Origin of the sequence: Winogradskyella sp., assembly GCF_028282165.1 — a bacterium.
Classification (GTDB): Bacteria; Bacteroidota; Bacteroidia; order Flavobacteriales; family Flavobacteriaceae; genus Winogradskyella.
On the sequence record NZ_JANQIM010000018.1, the window covers coordinates 33344 to 48743 of the forward strand.

Below are 15400 nucleotides of genomic sequence, written 5' to 3' on the forward strand. Positions count from 1 at the left end.
AACAAAATCATGAAACATCATCAAATCATATTTGCCATCATTCTTTTGATGGGTTGGATGGGCTACGCTCAAAATCAAGCTCAGGAGAGTTATTCCTTAGACGAATGCATTGCTATTGCACTAGAGAATAATCTCGATTTAAAGTCAGCAGATTTAAGAGCAAATTCTGCAAAAGTAAACCATCAGCAATCCAAGGGGAATTTATTACCAAGTATCAACGGGAATTTTAATATAGGAGTCAATGACGGTAGGAGTATAGACCCATTCACCAATGACTTTATAACTCAAGAACTAACGTTCTCGAACATGGGTCTTAATTTAGACATGACCATTTTTAATGGATTTCGACTTTTAAATACCGCTAAACAAAACCGCTTAAATCGAAAAGCAGCTGACTTAGAGGTTGAAGCAGCCAAGCAAGATTTGGTGTTGAATGTGACCTTAACCTATCTTCAAGTACTCAACAATAAAGCGGTTTTGGATTTAACCAAACAACGTTACGAAGCCACAAAGAAGCAACTTAAGATTCAAGAGGATTTTTATAAAAACGAATCTGGAAATCCCGCAGATTATGCGGATTTACTCGGTCAGATCGCAAATGATGAAACGAGTATTTTAGTGTCAGAATCTAATCTTAATAATTCCAAGCAAACGCTTATTAGATTATTGAATTTACCTGGAAACGTTACTATCGATACACAAAATTTAATGTTAGATGTTGAAGTATACGATCTTACAGCAGATGAAGTCTATACTGAAGCTTTACAGAATTTGATGACGTTTAAAGCTAATGAAACACGTATTGAAGCAGCTAAAAAAGGAGTTAGTGTCGCGAAATCCCAATTTACACCAGAAATATCTGTTTTTGGAGGTATCAACACCAATTATTCTAGTGCAGCACAATTGTTTGCGATGACAAATACTGAAATTGTGGAAACAGGTGATTTTGTTACTGTTGACGGACAGGACTTGCCTGTATTAACAGAGCGCACCAATTTTGAGGCAAATAGTATAAGTTATGAAGACCAACTTGACAATAACTTAAATACGGTTGTCGGAATTGCAGTAAACGTACCTCTTTTTAATGGATTTAGGGCGAAAAATAATGTTGCTTTACAAAAGATACAAGTCGAAGAATCTATTCTAGAACTAGAGCGCACGCACTTAGATATTAAGAACACCATTGCCCAAGTACATTTTGATATGGAAGCCGCTTATAATCGTTATGAGAGTTTATTAAAGCAAGTCGAAGCTTATGATGAGTCTTACCGCATCAATGAAATTAGGTTCAATAATGGTGTCTCTAATTTTCTAAATTATGTGACGAGTAAAAATAATTTGGACAACGCAAAAGTCAACTTGGCAAATGCTAAATACGAGTACTTATTACGTGTTAAAGTATTGGATTATTATAGAGGAGTAGTTAATTAATACCATTTTAAGGTACTTCTTTCATTCCAATAATCTTGAGCTGAAATAGCGAACGATTTTAATTGAACTATTTCATCTCCATTCAACCCAAAATCCAAAGCTTTTAAGTTTTGCTTTAAATGATCAATATGGGAAGCACCACTTAGAACGATTGTTGGTTCTAAATCATCCATAATAAAACGGATAGCAATGGCATCGATACCAACATCATATTTCTTTGAAAGTGCTTCTAAATAGTCATACGCTACCTCGTAATTTTTAAAATTAGTATTACTTAAGACACGACCGTTGGCTAGAGCTTCTTTGATAATCACAGTTTTCTCTTTAGCTATTAATTCCTTTAAGATAGTCGAGGTAGACTGTTCAAAAATGTTAAAGGTCACTTGGTAGCTATCGAACAAACCAACACCATCAAAAGCAATTTTTTGAGCTTCTTGAATGATTTTTTCCTGTGCCGTTCCACTAGACGTAATGCCTATTTTTACGTTGTGTTTTTCTTTTAACTCATGTAGTCTGGAAAGGACTGCTGTGTTTGTCAAAACACCACTATCTAAAGTGGCAGAATGGATTTGGTAGATGTTAAGCCTAGGAAGGAATGCTCTGGAAACTTCCCATTGTTCATTCAGTTTGGCTAAAGAATGTTCTTTAATTTCATGCTTGCCCTTAAATCCTATTTCCCAATTGGCAACATAAGTGTATCCAAATTTTGTTGAGAGACGAATATCTTTATGGTCTCTTGTCTTGTTCCATTCTAACAAAAATTGCTCTCCTAAGCCATAGGAAGGCGCGACATCAAAATCCCTTAGGCCTAATTTATGAGCTTCATCTAATATCTTAAGTGTATTTGTTTTAAAGGCATCCACAGATTTATCAATGTCGGTATGAGATCTAATATTAATGTAATCTGGTCTGCCCAAAGCAGCCAAGCCTAAACCGATTCTAGTTTTTTGAGCCATTTCAATAGTTCTTTATCAGAAGGATTCCTAAGTTTCTTTTCCCCAATAGTAATGGTCGGGAAATTGAGCTTTCTGTTTTCATAAAGATTACGCAGTTCTTCAGCAAATTCGTTGTCTGCTTCAACATCCAAAAATAAATATTCTAAGTTTTGCTTGTCAAAAAATGTTTGATAGTGTTTGGTCTTGTGGCAGCGCTCAGCGCCATAAAGTTTTATAACAGGATGAGCCATTTTTGATGACCTTTCATTTTATGTAAACCCAAAGCAACTTCAAAAGCTGCTTTGGGTAATATGATTATGCACTTTTTAATTTATCGGCATGAAGCTTACGAAGTTTCACAAGTTTTGGTGTAATAACAAAACTGCAATAACCTTGTTGCTGATTATTCCTATAATAATCCTGATGCTCTTGCTCGGCTTCATAAAAGGTCTGTACTTCAGAAACTTCTGTAACTATAGGGTCTTCATAATACTTGCTAAGTTCATTAATCACGGTATTAGCAGTTTTCTTTTGGGTGTCATCGTGATAATAAATAACCGAACGATATTGGGTACCACGATCGGCACCTTGTCTGTTTAAGGTTGTAGGATCGTGCGTTGTCATAAAAATGACGAGGATGTCTTCGTAACTTATCACATTAGCATCAAAAGTAACTTGTACCACTTCGGCATGGCCAGTTAAACCAGAACATACTTCCCTGTAGGTTGGTTTTCCTGGGACATTACCGCCAGAATATCCAGATACTACCTTTTCTACACCTTTTATTTCTTGAAAAACTGCTTCTGTACACCAAAAGCATCCACCACCTACTGTGGCAACTTGTAATTTTTTAGTTGTCATTAGGCGATCTCCTTTTCTAAAGTCATGGATTCAGAATTTATGCAATAGCGCAAACCACTAGGTTCTGGTCCATCCGGGAATACATGTCCTAAATGGGCATCGCAAGTATTACACATCACTTCGACGCGTACCATACCGTATGAGGTATCTCTTTCGTATTTAATGGCGTTTTCCTTGATCGGTTGTGTAAAGCTTGGCCAACCAGTACCAGAACTGAATTTAATGGTAGAATCGAACAAAGGTGTACCACAACATATACAGTTGTATTTGCCAGTATCATAAATGCTACAAAGTGCACCACTATGTGGTCGCTCAGTACCTTTTTGTCTAGTAATTCTAAATTGTTCTGGCGTTAATTGCGCTCGCCATTCGGCTTCTGTTTTTTCAACGCGTCGATCTGGTGTTGGGTTTCCATTAACTGAAAAATTGATGACATCTTTCCAGGTTAGCATACGTTTTGGTTCCTTTCTTTCTGTAAGTTAATATTTTATTAATTAGGTCAGAAACAACCTCATTATTGAAATCAAAAAGATGAATTTTAACTAAAGTTATTCGGTTTCTTTTCTAATTAATATATGCTTTTTGCAAATGTAAAGTTAGTCGTTATTGGTCGATTTTCCTTGCACGGATGAGGTTAAAGTGTTCTTAATTTTTTAATTGTAAAGGATTAGTATCTTTAGAGTATATTTATGAGCAGAACCTAACGACTATTATATGAAAAAAGGAACATTCTTATTGCTAATTACGGCTATATCAGCTTTGGGAGGCTTGTTATTTGGCTACGATACAGGTGTTATCAATGGTGCACAATATTATTTGAGCCAATATTTTGAACTCGATCCTACCATGAAAGGTTGGGTGGTTGGTAGTGCACTTATAGGATGCTTAGTTGGAGCGCTAATAGCAGGAGTTTTGAGTATTATAATAGGTAGAAAGAATTCATTGATTATCTCGGCCATTTTGTTTACACTTTCAGCTTGGGGCTCTGGTTTACCTGAGATTTTCCCAGAAACTGTTAGTATGCTGGTTGTTTTTAGAATTATTGGTGGTTTGGGTATTGGTATTGCATCCATGAATGCACCAATGTATATTGCCGAAATAGCTCCAAGCAATATTAGGGGGAAGATGGTTACTTACTATCAGTTGGCTATTGTGATTGGTTTTTTTGTCGTGTTTTTGGCAACTTATTTTATTGGGAATAATTTAACGGAAGCCGAAAATATTCAATTTGGCTGGCGACATATGTTTTGGTCCGAGTTGGTGCCCAGTTTTTTGTTTCTCACACTTCTATTTCTAGTGCCTAAGAGTCCACGTTGGTTGGCCTTAAAAGGTAACGACGAAGCAGCGCTTAAGGTATTGAGTAAGGTTCATGGAGAGGAAGAAGCGCAAAACGAAATACAAGAAATTAAAGCCTCTTTAGAAACAAGCGCATCAAAGATTAAAGTTAATTATTTTTCAAAGGCGGTTTTGTTTATAATATTTATTGGAGCAGCACTTTCTGCTTTGCAACAATTCACAGGTATCAATGCCGTTTTGTATTATGGTGCAGACATATTTGAAAAAGCCTTAGGTTTTGGCAAAGAAGATGTATTGGCACAGCAAGTCTTGTTAGCCTTTGTTAATTTGGTGTTTACTTTTGTCGCTATGTTTACTGTTGATAAATATGGTAGGAAACCCTTGTTATATATAGGTTCTATAGGAATGATTATTGGATTTTTATTGTTGGGTGTTTCGCTTCAACAAAATGCTGTTGGCCTAGTTTCCTTAATTGGAGTACTCGTTTTTACAGGTTCTTTTGCCTTATCGATGGGTCCAGTGGTTTGGGTCATTTTATCTGAGATGTTCCCTAACAAAATACGAAGTGTTGGTATGGCTTTAGCTGTTGCGGCACAATGGGCGGCAAACTATTTGGTAACTCAAACCTTTCCGATGGTTATGGAGAGTGAAGCTAATAACAGTGCACCATGGAACGACTCTATGCCTTACTTTATCTTTATTGCATTTATACTCATGATTATTTTAATAACCTACAAGTTTATTCCAGAAACCAAAGGAAAATCGCTCGAAGAGATCGAAGCGTTTTGGGAGTAATTATATGATTAATTATGACTAGAGATATCATAGAAATTAATGATTTTACCATTTTGGTGGAGACTGCAAATTCGGATAAAACTATTCAGGATTCCTGTTTTTTTGATGAACCTGTTATTGCTGTAGCATTTTATGGTTCTGGGAATGTGGATTTGGAGTTCGAATATCCGACAATGTCAAAGTTTTACAACTATACCAAAGGTTTGGCACTATCATTTTACTCTGATGAGAAGGTATTATGCAAACATACCGTTTCAAAAGATTGTCCACTTGAATGTATTGTTATAGCCACAGCGACTAGAAACCTACACAAACTACCCAATCAAGAAGGGGAGTTGTTTTCAGAGCTTTTAGAACAACTGGTTAATCCAAAAGATCATTATGTTGAAGGACCAAGCTTTTATATGACACCTGAGATGCTTAAAATTGTTAATGGTATTTTCAATATGAAATATGAGGGCAAAGCCAGAATGATGTTCTTCAGAAGTCAGATTACAGCTTTATTGTCCCATTTTTTTGGTCAGCTAGCCTTGCATAAAACGAAGCATTTTAAAACCCATGATCGATCTCGACTTGAGGAAGTGAAACAAGTTTTAGCCAATAATCTCGATAACCCACCATCCTTGTCTGAGCTTTCAAAAATAATTGGATTAAACGCCACTAAACTTAAAAAGGAGTTTAAAGAAGTCTTTGGCGTGCCAGTATTCAAATATTTACAAAATGAACGACTTACCACGGCACACGATATGATCATTAATAAAAGTGCCACTGTTCAGGAAGCGGCATGGCATGTCGGTTACGATAGTCTTAGCTCATTTTCGAATGCATTTGCCAATAAATTTGGCTACAGACCGAGCCAAATAAAGTAGTCGTCTTTTCGAACAAATCAAAATTCTTTTCAAATAAGTCTATGCTCTAAGGTAGAAATACTTTTGTCTAGTAATTAAAAATTATTAAGACATGAAAACAATTAGAGTCATTTTAATCGGTATAGCCATCTGGATTTTAGGCGTATCGTTTTACACCTTTTCATTCAGCGTTTCTTTAATGAAAGATGCAGAAATGCAAGCCAACCTGGTATTGTTTTTTTGCGTCATACCACTAGTTTGGTTTGGTAGTGCTTTATACTATAAAACTGATAAAACTACCTCTGGTTATAAAGTGGGCCTAATCTTATTACTGATTAGCGCAGCTTTAGATGCGCTTATCACAGTCCCATTTTTTATGATACCTAATGGCATTGACCATTTCACCTTTTTTACATCATTCGGTTTTTGGTTAGTAGCCCTAGAGTTTATCTGCATTGCGGCATTATACCATTACATCAAGGTGTATTCTAAAACAATAAGATTAAATCAATAGAGCTATGGAATTCTCATTACAACACATCGTTTACTTACTGTTAGTCGTATGTACAGGCCTTAGTGCAGGCTTATGCTTTACTTGGGGAAATGCCGTAGCACCAGGTATTGGGCGACTCGATGATTTCGGATTCTTAATGTCATTTCAGCAAATGAATCGGGTAATTCTAAACCCAACTTTTTTTATAGTGTTTTTAGGGCCATTCTTTTTGGGTATCATCAATTTATTTCTATTCAAAAATGCATCGTCGAACATTTGGTGGATGCTCTTAGTCGCTGTATTGACCTATTTCGCTGGAGTAGTCTTAGTTACTGTTTTTGGAAATGTGCCGCTAAACGACATGATTGACAAGCAGAACTTGGAAGCTTTAAGTAAAGTAGAACTAAAGGAATTGCGAACTGCCTTTGAAGCGAAATGGAATCAGTTTCATCTGGTTAGAATTATCACCTCAATAGGATCATTCATAAACTTAATTATAATCACAATACAAATCACAAAATAAATTTTAAAATCATGACAACAGAACATTTTTTAATCACAGGAGGAACAGGAAAAACAGGTCGGCGACTAGTAGATCGTTTACGACAATTAGGACAAAAGGTCCGTGTAGGATCTAGATCAGCACAACCAGCATTTGATTGGAATCAACCCAACAATTGGAGCGATGTTTTAGAAGGTATCGACAAGGTATATATCACCTATCAACCAGATTTGGCAGTACCAGGAGCCAAAGAAGCCATTACAGAATTAGTAAAGCAAGCCAAGAACGCTAATGTTAGAAAATTAGTGTTATTATCTGGAAAAGGTGAGCGTGAAGCAGAGCTTTGTGAGGAGATCGTTATCAGCTCTGGAATTGACTATACCATTGTTAGAGCCAGTTGGTTTAACCAGAATTTTAGTGAGAATTTCTTGTTAGAGCCAATTTTAGAAGGCGTGGTGGCCTTACCACAAGCCCACGTAAAAATCCCATTTGTAGATGCCGATGATATTGCAGATGTTGCGGTTGAGGTGCTTTTAAATGACCAGCACAATGGCGAAATCTATGAGCTTACAGGATCACAGTTATTCACTTTTAAAGACGCTATTGACACTATTGCTAAAGCAGCAAAGCGCGATATTACATTTGTGCCAGTAAGTTTAGAGGAATACAGTAATGCCATGAGAGCCATGCAATTACCAGAAGACTTTGTTTGGTTAATCGATTACTTATTCGAAGTGGTATTGGGCAATCCTAATAATTCCATTGTAACTCACGATATTGAAAAGGTCTTAGGAAGAGCACCAAGAACATTTAGGAACTTTGCAGAAGAAGTAGCCAAAACTGGCCTTTGGGATAAAGTAGAAGCTTAATCAAGCTAACGTTCATCAATCAAAAGAAGACCCTTGTAAATTTTGCAAGGGTTTTTTAGTGTAGTCGCAGGGACTAACGTCGTTGGGCCCATCTTGCCAGAATACAGTGCTCAGTTCTCAAATGAACCTTTTATTCCTAAAAGCAATCCCAGATCCAGATTTTAGATAACGCTCAAAATCATAAGCGTTTTGCTTGCTTTCAAATTGAAAAAGGTTAACTAGTTTTAAAGGCAATCTACTTTTGGTATAGTGAACTTCTCTGTTATCATGTGCTATTAACCGTTTTTCAATATCTGTTGTGAAGCCGGTATAATAGGTGTTATCAGAACACTTTAAAATGTAGACAGCGTAGGGTAATTTCATAGTTCGGGATTTGTTTAAAAATAAGGAATTTTGTGGACGAGCCCACCGTCTGCGTGTCGCTGAAGCTTTAGCGGAGGCACAAACTCTCAAGATAGAGTTTATTAAAAAAATAATTATGTTTAAAACAAAAAAAGCTCTCTTTCGCACAAGGCTTCAGAGAGCGTAGGTGGAGTCGGAGGGACTCGAACCCTCGTCCAAACAAGTAACCAAAGGGCTTTCTACACGCTTAGTTTTTATTTAATTTTAGACTGTAAACTGATTAAAAACGACCCATTTACAGCTTAGCTTCTAAATCTCGAAAGGGCATTGAAGCACTACCCATTCTTGGTTAATTTTTACGATGCCTCTTTATAAAACGCCACTAACCAAGGCTTTTTGGAGACATTTAGCTTGCGCACCTTGTGCGCCGAGGCTAGAACTTACTATAATTCAGTTATTAAGCAGCTAAAGCGTAGTTATTCTCGCCGTTTAAAATTTGGTCTAGCCTTTTACGTGTTTCAAAACCATTACACGACGTGCTTACCATTTCATTAATCTCGCTGTCAAAACCAGTCGACCCCAATCTTTTAAATGAAAAGGATGGCGAAGTTACAAAAAAAGTTGTGCAACCTCTTAAATCCAGTTATTTTCGTGCAAAAATTATTCCATTTTCAATATACGGTTTACAGTGTCAGTTTTCAGTCACTCAAAAAGCCATAAAAGATCAAACGAATCAATATGAGTATAAAATTCGCTATCATCAAAGAACGCAAAAACCCACCAGATAGACGTGTTGTCTTTTCACCCGAAACCTTAGCAGAAGCAAGAAAACGATTTCCAAAAGCTGAATTTGTAGTTGAGTCTTCAGATATTAGAGTGTTTCCTGATGAAGCTTATGCCGAATTAGGTTTCGAAGTTACTGACGATATTTCTGATGCTGATGTGATGATAGGTGTAAAAGAAGTCCCGATCGAAAACCTCATTCCAAATAAAAAGTACTTTTACTTTTCGCACACTATAAAAAAGCAACCCTACAATCGAAAGCTATTGGTAGCCATGCTCGAAAAAAACATAGAGATGTACGATCATGAAACCATCGTTAATGAAGCAGGATTTAGACTCATTGGTTTTGGACGTTATGCTGGTTTAGTAGGCGCCTATAATGGTTTTAGAGCATTAGGATTAAGAGATGGTTTATTCAATTTGCCAAAAGCGGAAACCCTTTCGGACTTAAATGAGATGAAAGCTGAATTGGATAAGATCACTATTCCGAATATAAAAATACTCCTAACCGGATCAGGTAAAGTAGCTCGTGGAGCTAAAGAGATTTTAGATCATTTGGGTATTAAGGAAATCAGCGATGCTTTGTATTTAACCTCAGAATTCACTGAGCCCGTCTACGTTATGGCAGATGTTATGGAATACGCCAAGCGTATAGACGGTAAAGTTGGTAGTCAGTCTGAGTTTTTTAAAGACCCAACAGGTTATGAGAGTAATTTTATGGCCTATGCCAAACACACAGATTATTTTATTGCAGGTCATTTTTATGGTAATAATGCACCTTACTTCTTTACAAGGGAAGATGCCAAACATCCTGATTTTAGAATTAATCTAGTGGCAGATATCTCTTGTGATATCGATGGGCCTGTTGCTAGTACTATTCGTCCTTCGACCATTGCAGAACCCTTCTATGGTTACCATCCGCAAACCGAATCGGAAGTTGCTTTTGATGCCAAAGAGGCCATTACGGTTATGGCTGTTGATAACTTGCCTTGTGAATTGCCAAAAGATGCGAGTGAAGGGTTTGGAGAAACTTTTGTAGAGCATGTAATACCCGCATTTTTCAATGATGATGAAAAAGGTATTTTAGAGCGTTCACAAATTACTAACTCAAAGGGTGAACTTACAAAACGCTTTAGTTATCTTCAGGATTATGTGGATGGTAAAGTATCATAATAGGTAGTATTTCCTAATTGAATAATACTAGTTTTGTTGATAAAAATCCTCAAAGCATTGCATTCCTATGGCACCACCAATGTAAGATAAAACCACTTTGTCTTTGTAGTATATGTTGTTACAGCCATCATTATGTCTTTTCAATTCATCTTCACTTAGCTTATTTTTAAATATTTTATAGGAATAAACACCTAAACCATTAAAGCCATATTCTACTTCTATCGGTTTCCAGTTAGATATACCTATACAGTTAGCAGATTCTAATTTTGCGTATAAGTTTCTGAATGTGTCGTTGGTCCAGTTTAGTTTTCTTTTTACTAGCTCAAATGAGTTGGTTTTTCCATTATACTTTCTTTCATATGTAGTTTGGGGTTCTTCAATGTAGTTGTCAATATCTAGATCCCATTTATGAAATAGTAGTTCATTTTCCTCAGAATTGTTTTCTTTTTCATAAACGACTAAGTCTATTCTATCGAAAGAATTATACCGTATTCTTACTATAAATTTTTTAGGTATAATGTCTTCAAAAAAACGTATTGCTTCGTGGATTTGTCTTTCGTGCTTTTCATAGTTTTCTATTAAATCAGCTTTTCGTTTTGAATGTGAACAACCCGATGCTAAAACTGAGATAAGCACAGCACATAATATTGATCTATAATTCATTTGTTCCATATTTTTTGTCAAATAATTGTTTGAATATCCAGTATCCGATCACCAAAAACCCACCAAAACATATGGTGAATAACCAAGCTTCAGAATGTTGAAAAGGAGAAATGATGATATGAATTATATCTAACATTAAGATTTTAGGATTACTAATAATTTCCCAAGAATTATAGCGTAAAAATCGACCAAGATAAACACCAAATCCACAGAGAAAAAGAATACCAAGGGTCATTCTTCTCGTTGTAGCATCAGTAAATGTTGCAGTGATTAGCTTTTGCATAGTCATTAAAGAAAGGTAGAAGAGGAGCAAACCAGTTAAGGCAAAAGATAAAACGACCAATACGTCTAACCATATCAATGGATGATTACCTAATCTCAAATGAATGAGATCGGTAATGATATAAGGCGCATTAGGTAAAAATGCTAACCAAACCAAAAACCAAAATCCTAATTTTAATTTACTAAGGGTTTCTTTCGAGCTAAGATACATGGTGATGGTATAGGGTATAATCGCTAAGAATACATTCCAGACCAAAAAGAGATAGAAGAACGACTTGCTTAGTTTTATCCTTAACATTAAAGCAAAAATACTGAAGCCTAGTGCTACTGTTACTAAAAGTAAATCCTTAAACTTTGACTGTATGAGTGTTTTTATGGTTTCCATAGTAATGTTCTGTTATAAGTACTGTTAAAATTCCGAGTGTGTATGCAACAAGGTCACCAACCTGAAATGTACTTCCAAATATCAACTTAGCTGTAAGGCTATCATGTAAATTAAAGTAGGTTAAAAATGGTGTAAGCTGAAGCAACTCTATGCTATAAGCAATAAAGAGGACGACTAAAGCTGAGGCCCTCACACTCAAATTAGTGCATCCTCTAAATATTGCATATAGTAAAATAACCACCAGATAATCACCAAAGGTGTAGCGGATGAATCCTGTTTTTATAATGAAAGCGATGGCCAATTCCATTAAGAAAATGGAATGTGCCAGGGTTAAATAGTATTTATTGAACTGTAGCTTCATTGTATGGTGATTTTTTCTCCTAAAAATTTGGGTTGTACATTAAAAACTAAGTCTAAGCTAGCTTTAGAGCGCGCAAAGTATTCCCTAAGATGAGAATTGTGTACATCTTTGGCATTAAAGCCAACAGCTTTAATATTAAAATGATCTGCAATATAGATGGCCCTTTGATTGTGAAACTTTTGGGAAATAAAAGTGATGGACGTTTGCCCAAAAATTTCTTTAGCTCTTATTACAGAGTCTAAAGTTCTAAAGCCAGCATAGTCCAAAAAGATTTTTTCTTTTGGAATTCCTTCGGCAATTAAGTCATTTTTAAAGTCAGACGGCTCATCATAATTCTTTCTGCTATTATCTCCACTGACTAAAATAAATTCTATTTTGCCGGCTTCATACAAGTTAACTGCTGCATCAATTCTGTATTTATAGAATAGATTGATATTTCCGTTTGCTGCGTACTTCCCTGTTCCTAAAACCAAACCTACTTTGTTTTTTGGAATTAAATTGACCTTGTCGAACACAAGATGTCGCGTTTTAAAACTTATCCAATGGTAGGTGATAAATACGCCCAGGCCAATAAATACAATAATTAAGAAAATGATTTTTATTTTTTTCATGATGTTTTTAGGTTAAGATGATGTAATGCTGATTTAGAAAAAATGGCCAATCTAAAGTCCTCAATAGATACGTTTAAAAGTTTTCTGTAATCGAAATGATGAAAGGGGTTGGCACGTTTTCCAGTCTTAAAGGATTTATAATAATAGTCGTAGTAATCTGGAAGTATGGCGACTCCTAAAATAATGGCTCCGTATAGGTATGGACTGCGTTTGCCATTTCCATAACATAGGCATTGTAAGGCGATTTCATCTTCAACTTTGGTGCTGTAACCGCAAAGCACATGGTAACAATCGTGACGCTCTACTTTTGGGATCAATTCAAAATTATTCTTATCCAAAAACTCTCCAAGATGTCTTCCAAATGTGGGTTTTGGAAGATTGAGCAAATCTGCTTTGGTAATATTCCAACCTTCATGATTTTTGAACATCGATGTATAGATACGTTGCGAATGCTCAAACAACCAAACGATAAGTTGTTTCCTAAAAGATCTAAAGGATTTAAATAGGCTGTTCATGGTAGATGGGTTTGATTTGGTTCAACGGCAATTTTTTTATTTTATAATATTTAAAGTACTTTGTATTTCAAAGTAAAAGATTAAAAAAATAGTTTATGTAATGTTCATACGTTTAATATCTTCTTTATACGCTGGTGGTAATAACAGCTCTTTCAATAGCCAATCCATACGTAAGCTTCTAAAAACTTTGTAAACGGTAATAAACGGTTTCAATAGCGATAGACTTCTTAAGTTCAAAAGTTGTCTGACTCTTGCCGGTACTAAAAGGATTTGTGCTTCTAACAATAAATTGTATCTAACAAAACCTAAATGCTTTCTGTATTGTTTGTAAAGGTCTTTAGATAGTTTTCCATTGAGAAGGTTTTGTTGTAAATGTTGGTGTCTAATACCTTTAAATTTAGAGTAGGTGAGTGGTAACTGTTTTAATCCCATTCGTCTTCCTACACTTACAAAAACATCGAGGATCTCTTGTTTCTCTTCCAAACTGAGCGGTCTTTGCAAAAGTTCATATGATCTTATGGAATAATCTATAAGCATAAACAATACATCTTTGTAGGCCCACTCGGGAATCTTTTGTCCTCGTCTTTCTTCTACAGTAGCATGTATGGTAGTAATTTGGTCAATCGCTTTGAGCGCTGTATTTTTTTCTGAGAAGACAATTTTTTTTGCATAGTAAACAGTCGAGAACAAACGCCCTAAAGGATCTTTGGGGAGTTTACCCGTAAAATACAACCAATCTACAGCTTTGTTAAGGGCAAATTCGGCCGAGGCACCTGCAAATACAAGTAATATGGTGTCGCTCTTGCCCCATATTTGTTTTACTATTGATGTGTCTTCTACAAAAGCAGCCATGTTTTTAGGTTTTTTTTATTAATTTTTCGAGGGCTTCGATATGTTTTTTAAACTCTTTTCTGCCGAGCTTGGTAGCACTATATCGAGTATTTGGCTTGCGTCCTATAAATTGTTTTTCTACCAAAATATATTCTGCTTTTTCCAAAGCCTTGGTGTGGCTAGCCAAGTTACCATCAGTAGCACCTAACAATTCCTTTAAGGTGTTAAAATCGGCATATTCATTCACCATAAGAATAGACATAATACCCAGTCGTATTCTGTGATCAAAGAGTTTATTTATGTTGGTGATGATGCTCAAATTTCAGTATTCAGTATTAGGTTTCGACTTCATTTTTTATCGTATTTAAAATGCATCCAAGTACCATATATGATATGCATAATTCCAAAACCGATAACCCAAAGCCAGAACCCATAACCAGGATAATAGCTCGCAATGAGTCCTAGAACAATTTCAATATAGCCTAAATATTTAATATCACCTATGCTATATTTTGAGGCACTGACCAAAGCTAAGCCATAGAAAATAAGCATTAATCCTCCTGTTTGTCCATACCTGCCTTGGCTTAAAATTATTAAACAATAAATCCCTCCTACAACAAGTGGTACTAAAAAGTTAAAGAGTAATCGTTTAGAAGAATTATCCCAAATTTTTTCACCATTTTTCTTTGCTTTTCTTGTAGTAAGTATGATGCCTGTAACTGCACTAAGAAATGCCACCATAAGTAGTATAGATATGCAGGTCCAGAATACCCAACCATGGAAAATATACAAAATGCCATCGCTATATGAAATAACCAACCAATAGGCAACTGCTGCACCAATTAGGGCATAGATACCAGCTAAGATGCCCGATAAACCGCTTAAGGAAATAAAACGCGAGGATTTATTCATTAAATGTTTAATCTCGCTGATGTCTTTTAGATAATCTTCGTTACTCATAATTAAAAGTACTTTGAAATACAAAGTAAAAGAAATTATTTATATAACACAAAACAATTTTAGAGGATATTAACTAAATTTATAATCTAACTATTAAATCTTTCAACTTTATGATTGGACTACTTTTAACAATAGCCAACATTTCTGGTGGTATCTTACTTGGACTGGCCACTTTAGACAAATGGGATGGGGAGAGTAATTTTTTTAATAAAATTGCTGGTATTTTGGCACCTTTTCAAACAGTTATTGGGGTTGCTTTAATCGTATTATCACTTATTAAGTTTAGAGTAAGTGTTCTTTTTAGTATAGTCAGTATCTTAGGGGGAATTTTACTTCTTACTCATGTATTTGGGAAAGTACCAGCTTTAGAAACTAGTTTACGGAAATTATCTGCTTCACTAATGCCTTTTAAGGCCATTATAGGTATAGCGCTTATTGTTATTGGTATTTTAGGGTTGTTCTAG

21 protein-coding genes and 1 other RNA gene are annotated in these 15400 nt (G+C 35.6%); 8 read left to right on the plus strand and 14 right to left on the minus strand.

Going from position 1 to position 15400, the window contains the following annotated elements; translation table 11 throughout:
- Window positions 1–9: 9 nt before the first annotated feature.
- Complete coding sequence (locus tag Q0972_RS07705; protein WP_299364473.1) at window positions 10–1431, plus strand: TolC family protein; 1422 nt, start codon at window positions 10–12, stop codon at window positions 1429–1431.
- On the opposite strand, the gene Q0972_RS07710 is transcribed toward Q0972_RS07705, so the two are convergent.
- The 4 genes from Q0972_RS07710 to msrB form a co-directional block, all read right to left on the minus strand.
- Window positions 1428–2387: an aldo/keto reductase gene (locus Q0972_RS07710; RefSeq protein ID WP_299364475.1), complete on the minus strand. Its 960-nt coding sequence runs from the start codon at window positions 2385–2387 to the stop codon at window positions 1428–1430. The genes Q0972_RS07705 and Q0972_RS07710 overlap by 4 nt on opposite strands.
- Window positions 2360–2617, minus strand: a complete 258-nt coding sequence (locus tag Q0972_RS07715) for a glutaredoxin domain-containing protein (protein ID WP_299364478.1) — start codon at window positions 2615–2617, stop codon at window positions 2360–2362. The genes Q0972_RS07710 and Q0972_RS07715 overlap by 28 nt, the downstream gene beginning before the upstream one ends.
- 64 nt (window positions 2618–2681) lie before the next feature.
- On the minus strand, window positions 2682–3227 hold the full coding sequence (gene msrA / locus Q0972_RS07720; RefSeq protein WP_299364481.1) for a peptide-methionine (S)-S-oxide reductase MsrA: 546 nt from the start codon (window positions 3225–3227) through the stop codon (window positions 2682–2684).
- A complete protein-coding gene (gene msrB / locus Q0972_RS07725) occupies window positions 3227–3679 on the minus strand; it encodes a peptide-methionine (R)-S-oxide reductase MsrB (RefSeq protein WP_299364484.1) in 453 nt (150 codons plus the stop codon). Before msrB ends, msrA begins: the two co-directional genes overlap by 1 nt.
- A gap of 262 nt (window positions 3680–3941) precedes the next feature.
- Here msrB and Q0972_RS07730 point away from each other — a divergent pair, with 262 nt between their 5' ends.
- The 5 genes from Q0972_RS07730 (at window position 3942) to Q0972_RS07750 (ending at window position 8030) form a co-directional block, all read left to right on the plus strand.
- On the plus strand, window positions 3942–5318 hold the full coding sequence (locus Q0972_RS07730; protein WP_299364487.1) for a sugar porter family MFS transporter: 1377 nt from the start codon (window positions 3942–3944) through the stop codon (window positions 5316–5318).
- Window positions 5319–5332: 14 nt separating this feature from the next.
- Complete coding sequence (locus Q0972_RS07735) at window positions 5333–6187, plus strand: AraC family transcriptional regulator (RefSeq protein WP_299364490.1); 855 nt, start codon at window positions 5333–5335, stop codon at window positions 6185–6187.
- 91 nt (window positions 6188–6278) lie between these two features.
- Window positions 6279–6680, plus strand: coding sequence for a DUF5367 family protein (locus tag Q0972_RS07740; protein WP_299364493.1), 402 nt, complete (start codon window positions 6279–6281; stop codon window positions 6678–6680).
- A 4-nt stretch (window positions 6681–6684) separates the two neighbouring features.
- On the plus strand, window positions 6685–7182 hold the full coding sequence (locus Q0972_RS07745) for a DUF1772 domain-containing protein (protein WP_299364496.1): 498 nt from the start codon (window positions 6685–6687) through the stop codon (window positions 7180–7182).
- Window positions 7183–7193: 11 nt separating this feature from the next.
- On the plus strand, window positions 7194–8030 hold the full coding sequence (locus Q0972_RS07750; RefSeq protein WP_299364499.1) for an NAD(P)H-binding protein: 837 nt from the start codon (window positions 7194–7196) through the stop codon (window positions 8028–8030).
- Between the two features lie 117 nt (window positions 8031–8147).
- Here the strand turns inward: Q0972_RS07750 and Q0972_RS07755 are convergent, their stop codons facing one another.
- Entirely contained in the window at window positions 8148–8393 is a 246-nt protein-coding gene (locus Q0972_RS07755) for a GIY-YIG nuclease family protein (RefSeq protein ID WP_299364502.1), read from the minus strand.
- A gap of 164 nt (window positions 8394–8557) precedes the next feature.
- Window positions 8558–8953: a transfer-messenger RNA gene (ssrA, locus tag Q0972_RS07760) on the minus strand.
- 163 nt (window positions 8954–9116) lie between these two features.
- On the opposite strand from ssrA, the gene Q0972_RS07765 reads away from it, so the two are divergent.
- Entirely contained in the window at window positions 9117–10328 is a 1212-nt protein-coding gene (locus tag Q0972_RS07765) for an NAD(P)-dependent oxidoreductase (RefSeq protein ID WP_299364651.1), read from the plus strand.
- A gap of 27 nt (window positions 10329–10355) precedes the next feature.
- Here Q0972_RS07765 and Q0972_RS07770 read toward each other — a convergent pair whose 3' ends face one another.
- The 8 genes from Q0972_RS07770 to Q0972_RS07805 form a co-directional block, all read right to left on the minus strand.
- Window positions 10356–10991 carry a hypothetical protein gene (locus tag Q0972_RS07770; protein ID WP_299364505.1) on the minus strand — a complete coding sequence of 212 codons (636 nt, stop codon included), beginning with the start codon at window positions 10989–10991 and terminating at the stop codon, window positions 10356–10358.
- Window positions 10981–11658, minus strand: a complete 678-nt coding sequence (locus Q0972_RS07775) for a DUF1361 domain-containing protein (RefSeq protein ID WP_299364507.1) — start codon at window positions 11656–11658, stop codon at window positions 10981–10983. Before Q0972_RS07775 ends, Q0972_RS07770 begins: the two co-directional genes overlap by 11 nt.
- Window positions 11621–12019: a DUF2809 domain-containing protein gene (locus Q0972_RS07780; protein ID WP_299364509.1), complete on the minus strand. Its 399-nt coding sequence runs from the start codon at window positions 12017–12019 to the stop codon at window positions 11621–11623. The genes Q0972_RS07775 and Q0972_RS07780 overlap by 38 nt, the downstream gene beginning before the upstream one ends.
- Window positions 12016–12630 (minus strand): ElyC/SanA/YdcF family protein, encoded by a 615-nt coding sequence (locus tag Q0972_RS07785; protein WP_299364511.1) that lies wholly within the window; start codon window positions 12628–12630, stop codon window positions 12016–12018. Before Q0972_RS07785 ends, Q0972_RS07780 begins: the two co-directional genes overlap by 4 nt.
- Window positions 12627–13145 carry a Coq4 family protein gene (locus Q0972_RS07790; RefSeq protein WP_299364514.1) on the minus strand — a complete coding sequence of 173 codons (519 nt, stop codon included), beginning with the start codon at window positions 13143–13145 and terminating at the stop codon, window positions 12627–12629. The genes Q0972_RS07785 and Q0972_RS07790 overlap by 4 nt, the downstream gene beginning before the upstream one ends.
- A 93-nt stretch (window positions 13146–13238) precedes the next feature.
- The gene (locus Q0972_RS07795) at window positions 13239–13997 is read right to left on the minus strand and encodes an oxygenase MpaB family protein (RefSeq protein ID WP_299364517.1); all 759 of its coding nucleotides are present in this window, start codon (window positions 13995–13997) and stop codon (window positions 13239–13241) included.
- A gap of 4 nt (window positions 13998–14001) precedes the next feature.
- Entirely contained in the window at window positions 14002–14295 is a 294-nt protein-coding gene (locus tag Q0972_RS07800; RefSeq protein ID WP_111684357.1) for a transcriptional regulator, read from the minus strand.
- 29 nt (window positions 14296–14324) lie between these two features.
- Window positions 14325–14936 (minus strand): hypothetical protein, encoded by a 612-nt coding sequence (locus Q0972_RS07805; protein ID WP_299364521.1) that lies wholly within the window; start codon window positions 14934–14936, stop codon window positions 14325–14327.
- 110 nt (window positions 14937–15046) lie between these two features.
- Here Q0972_RS07805 and Q0972_RS07810 point away from each other — a divergent pair, with 110 nt between their 5' ends.
- The gene (locus Q0972_RS07810; RefSeq protein WP_299364522.1) at window positions 15047–15400 is read left to right on the plus strand and encodes a hypothetical protein; all 354 of its coding nucleotides are present in this window, start codon (window positions 15047–15049) and stop codon (window positions 15398–15400) included.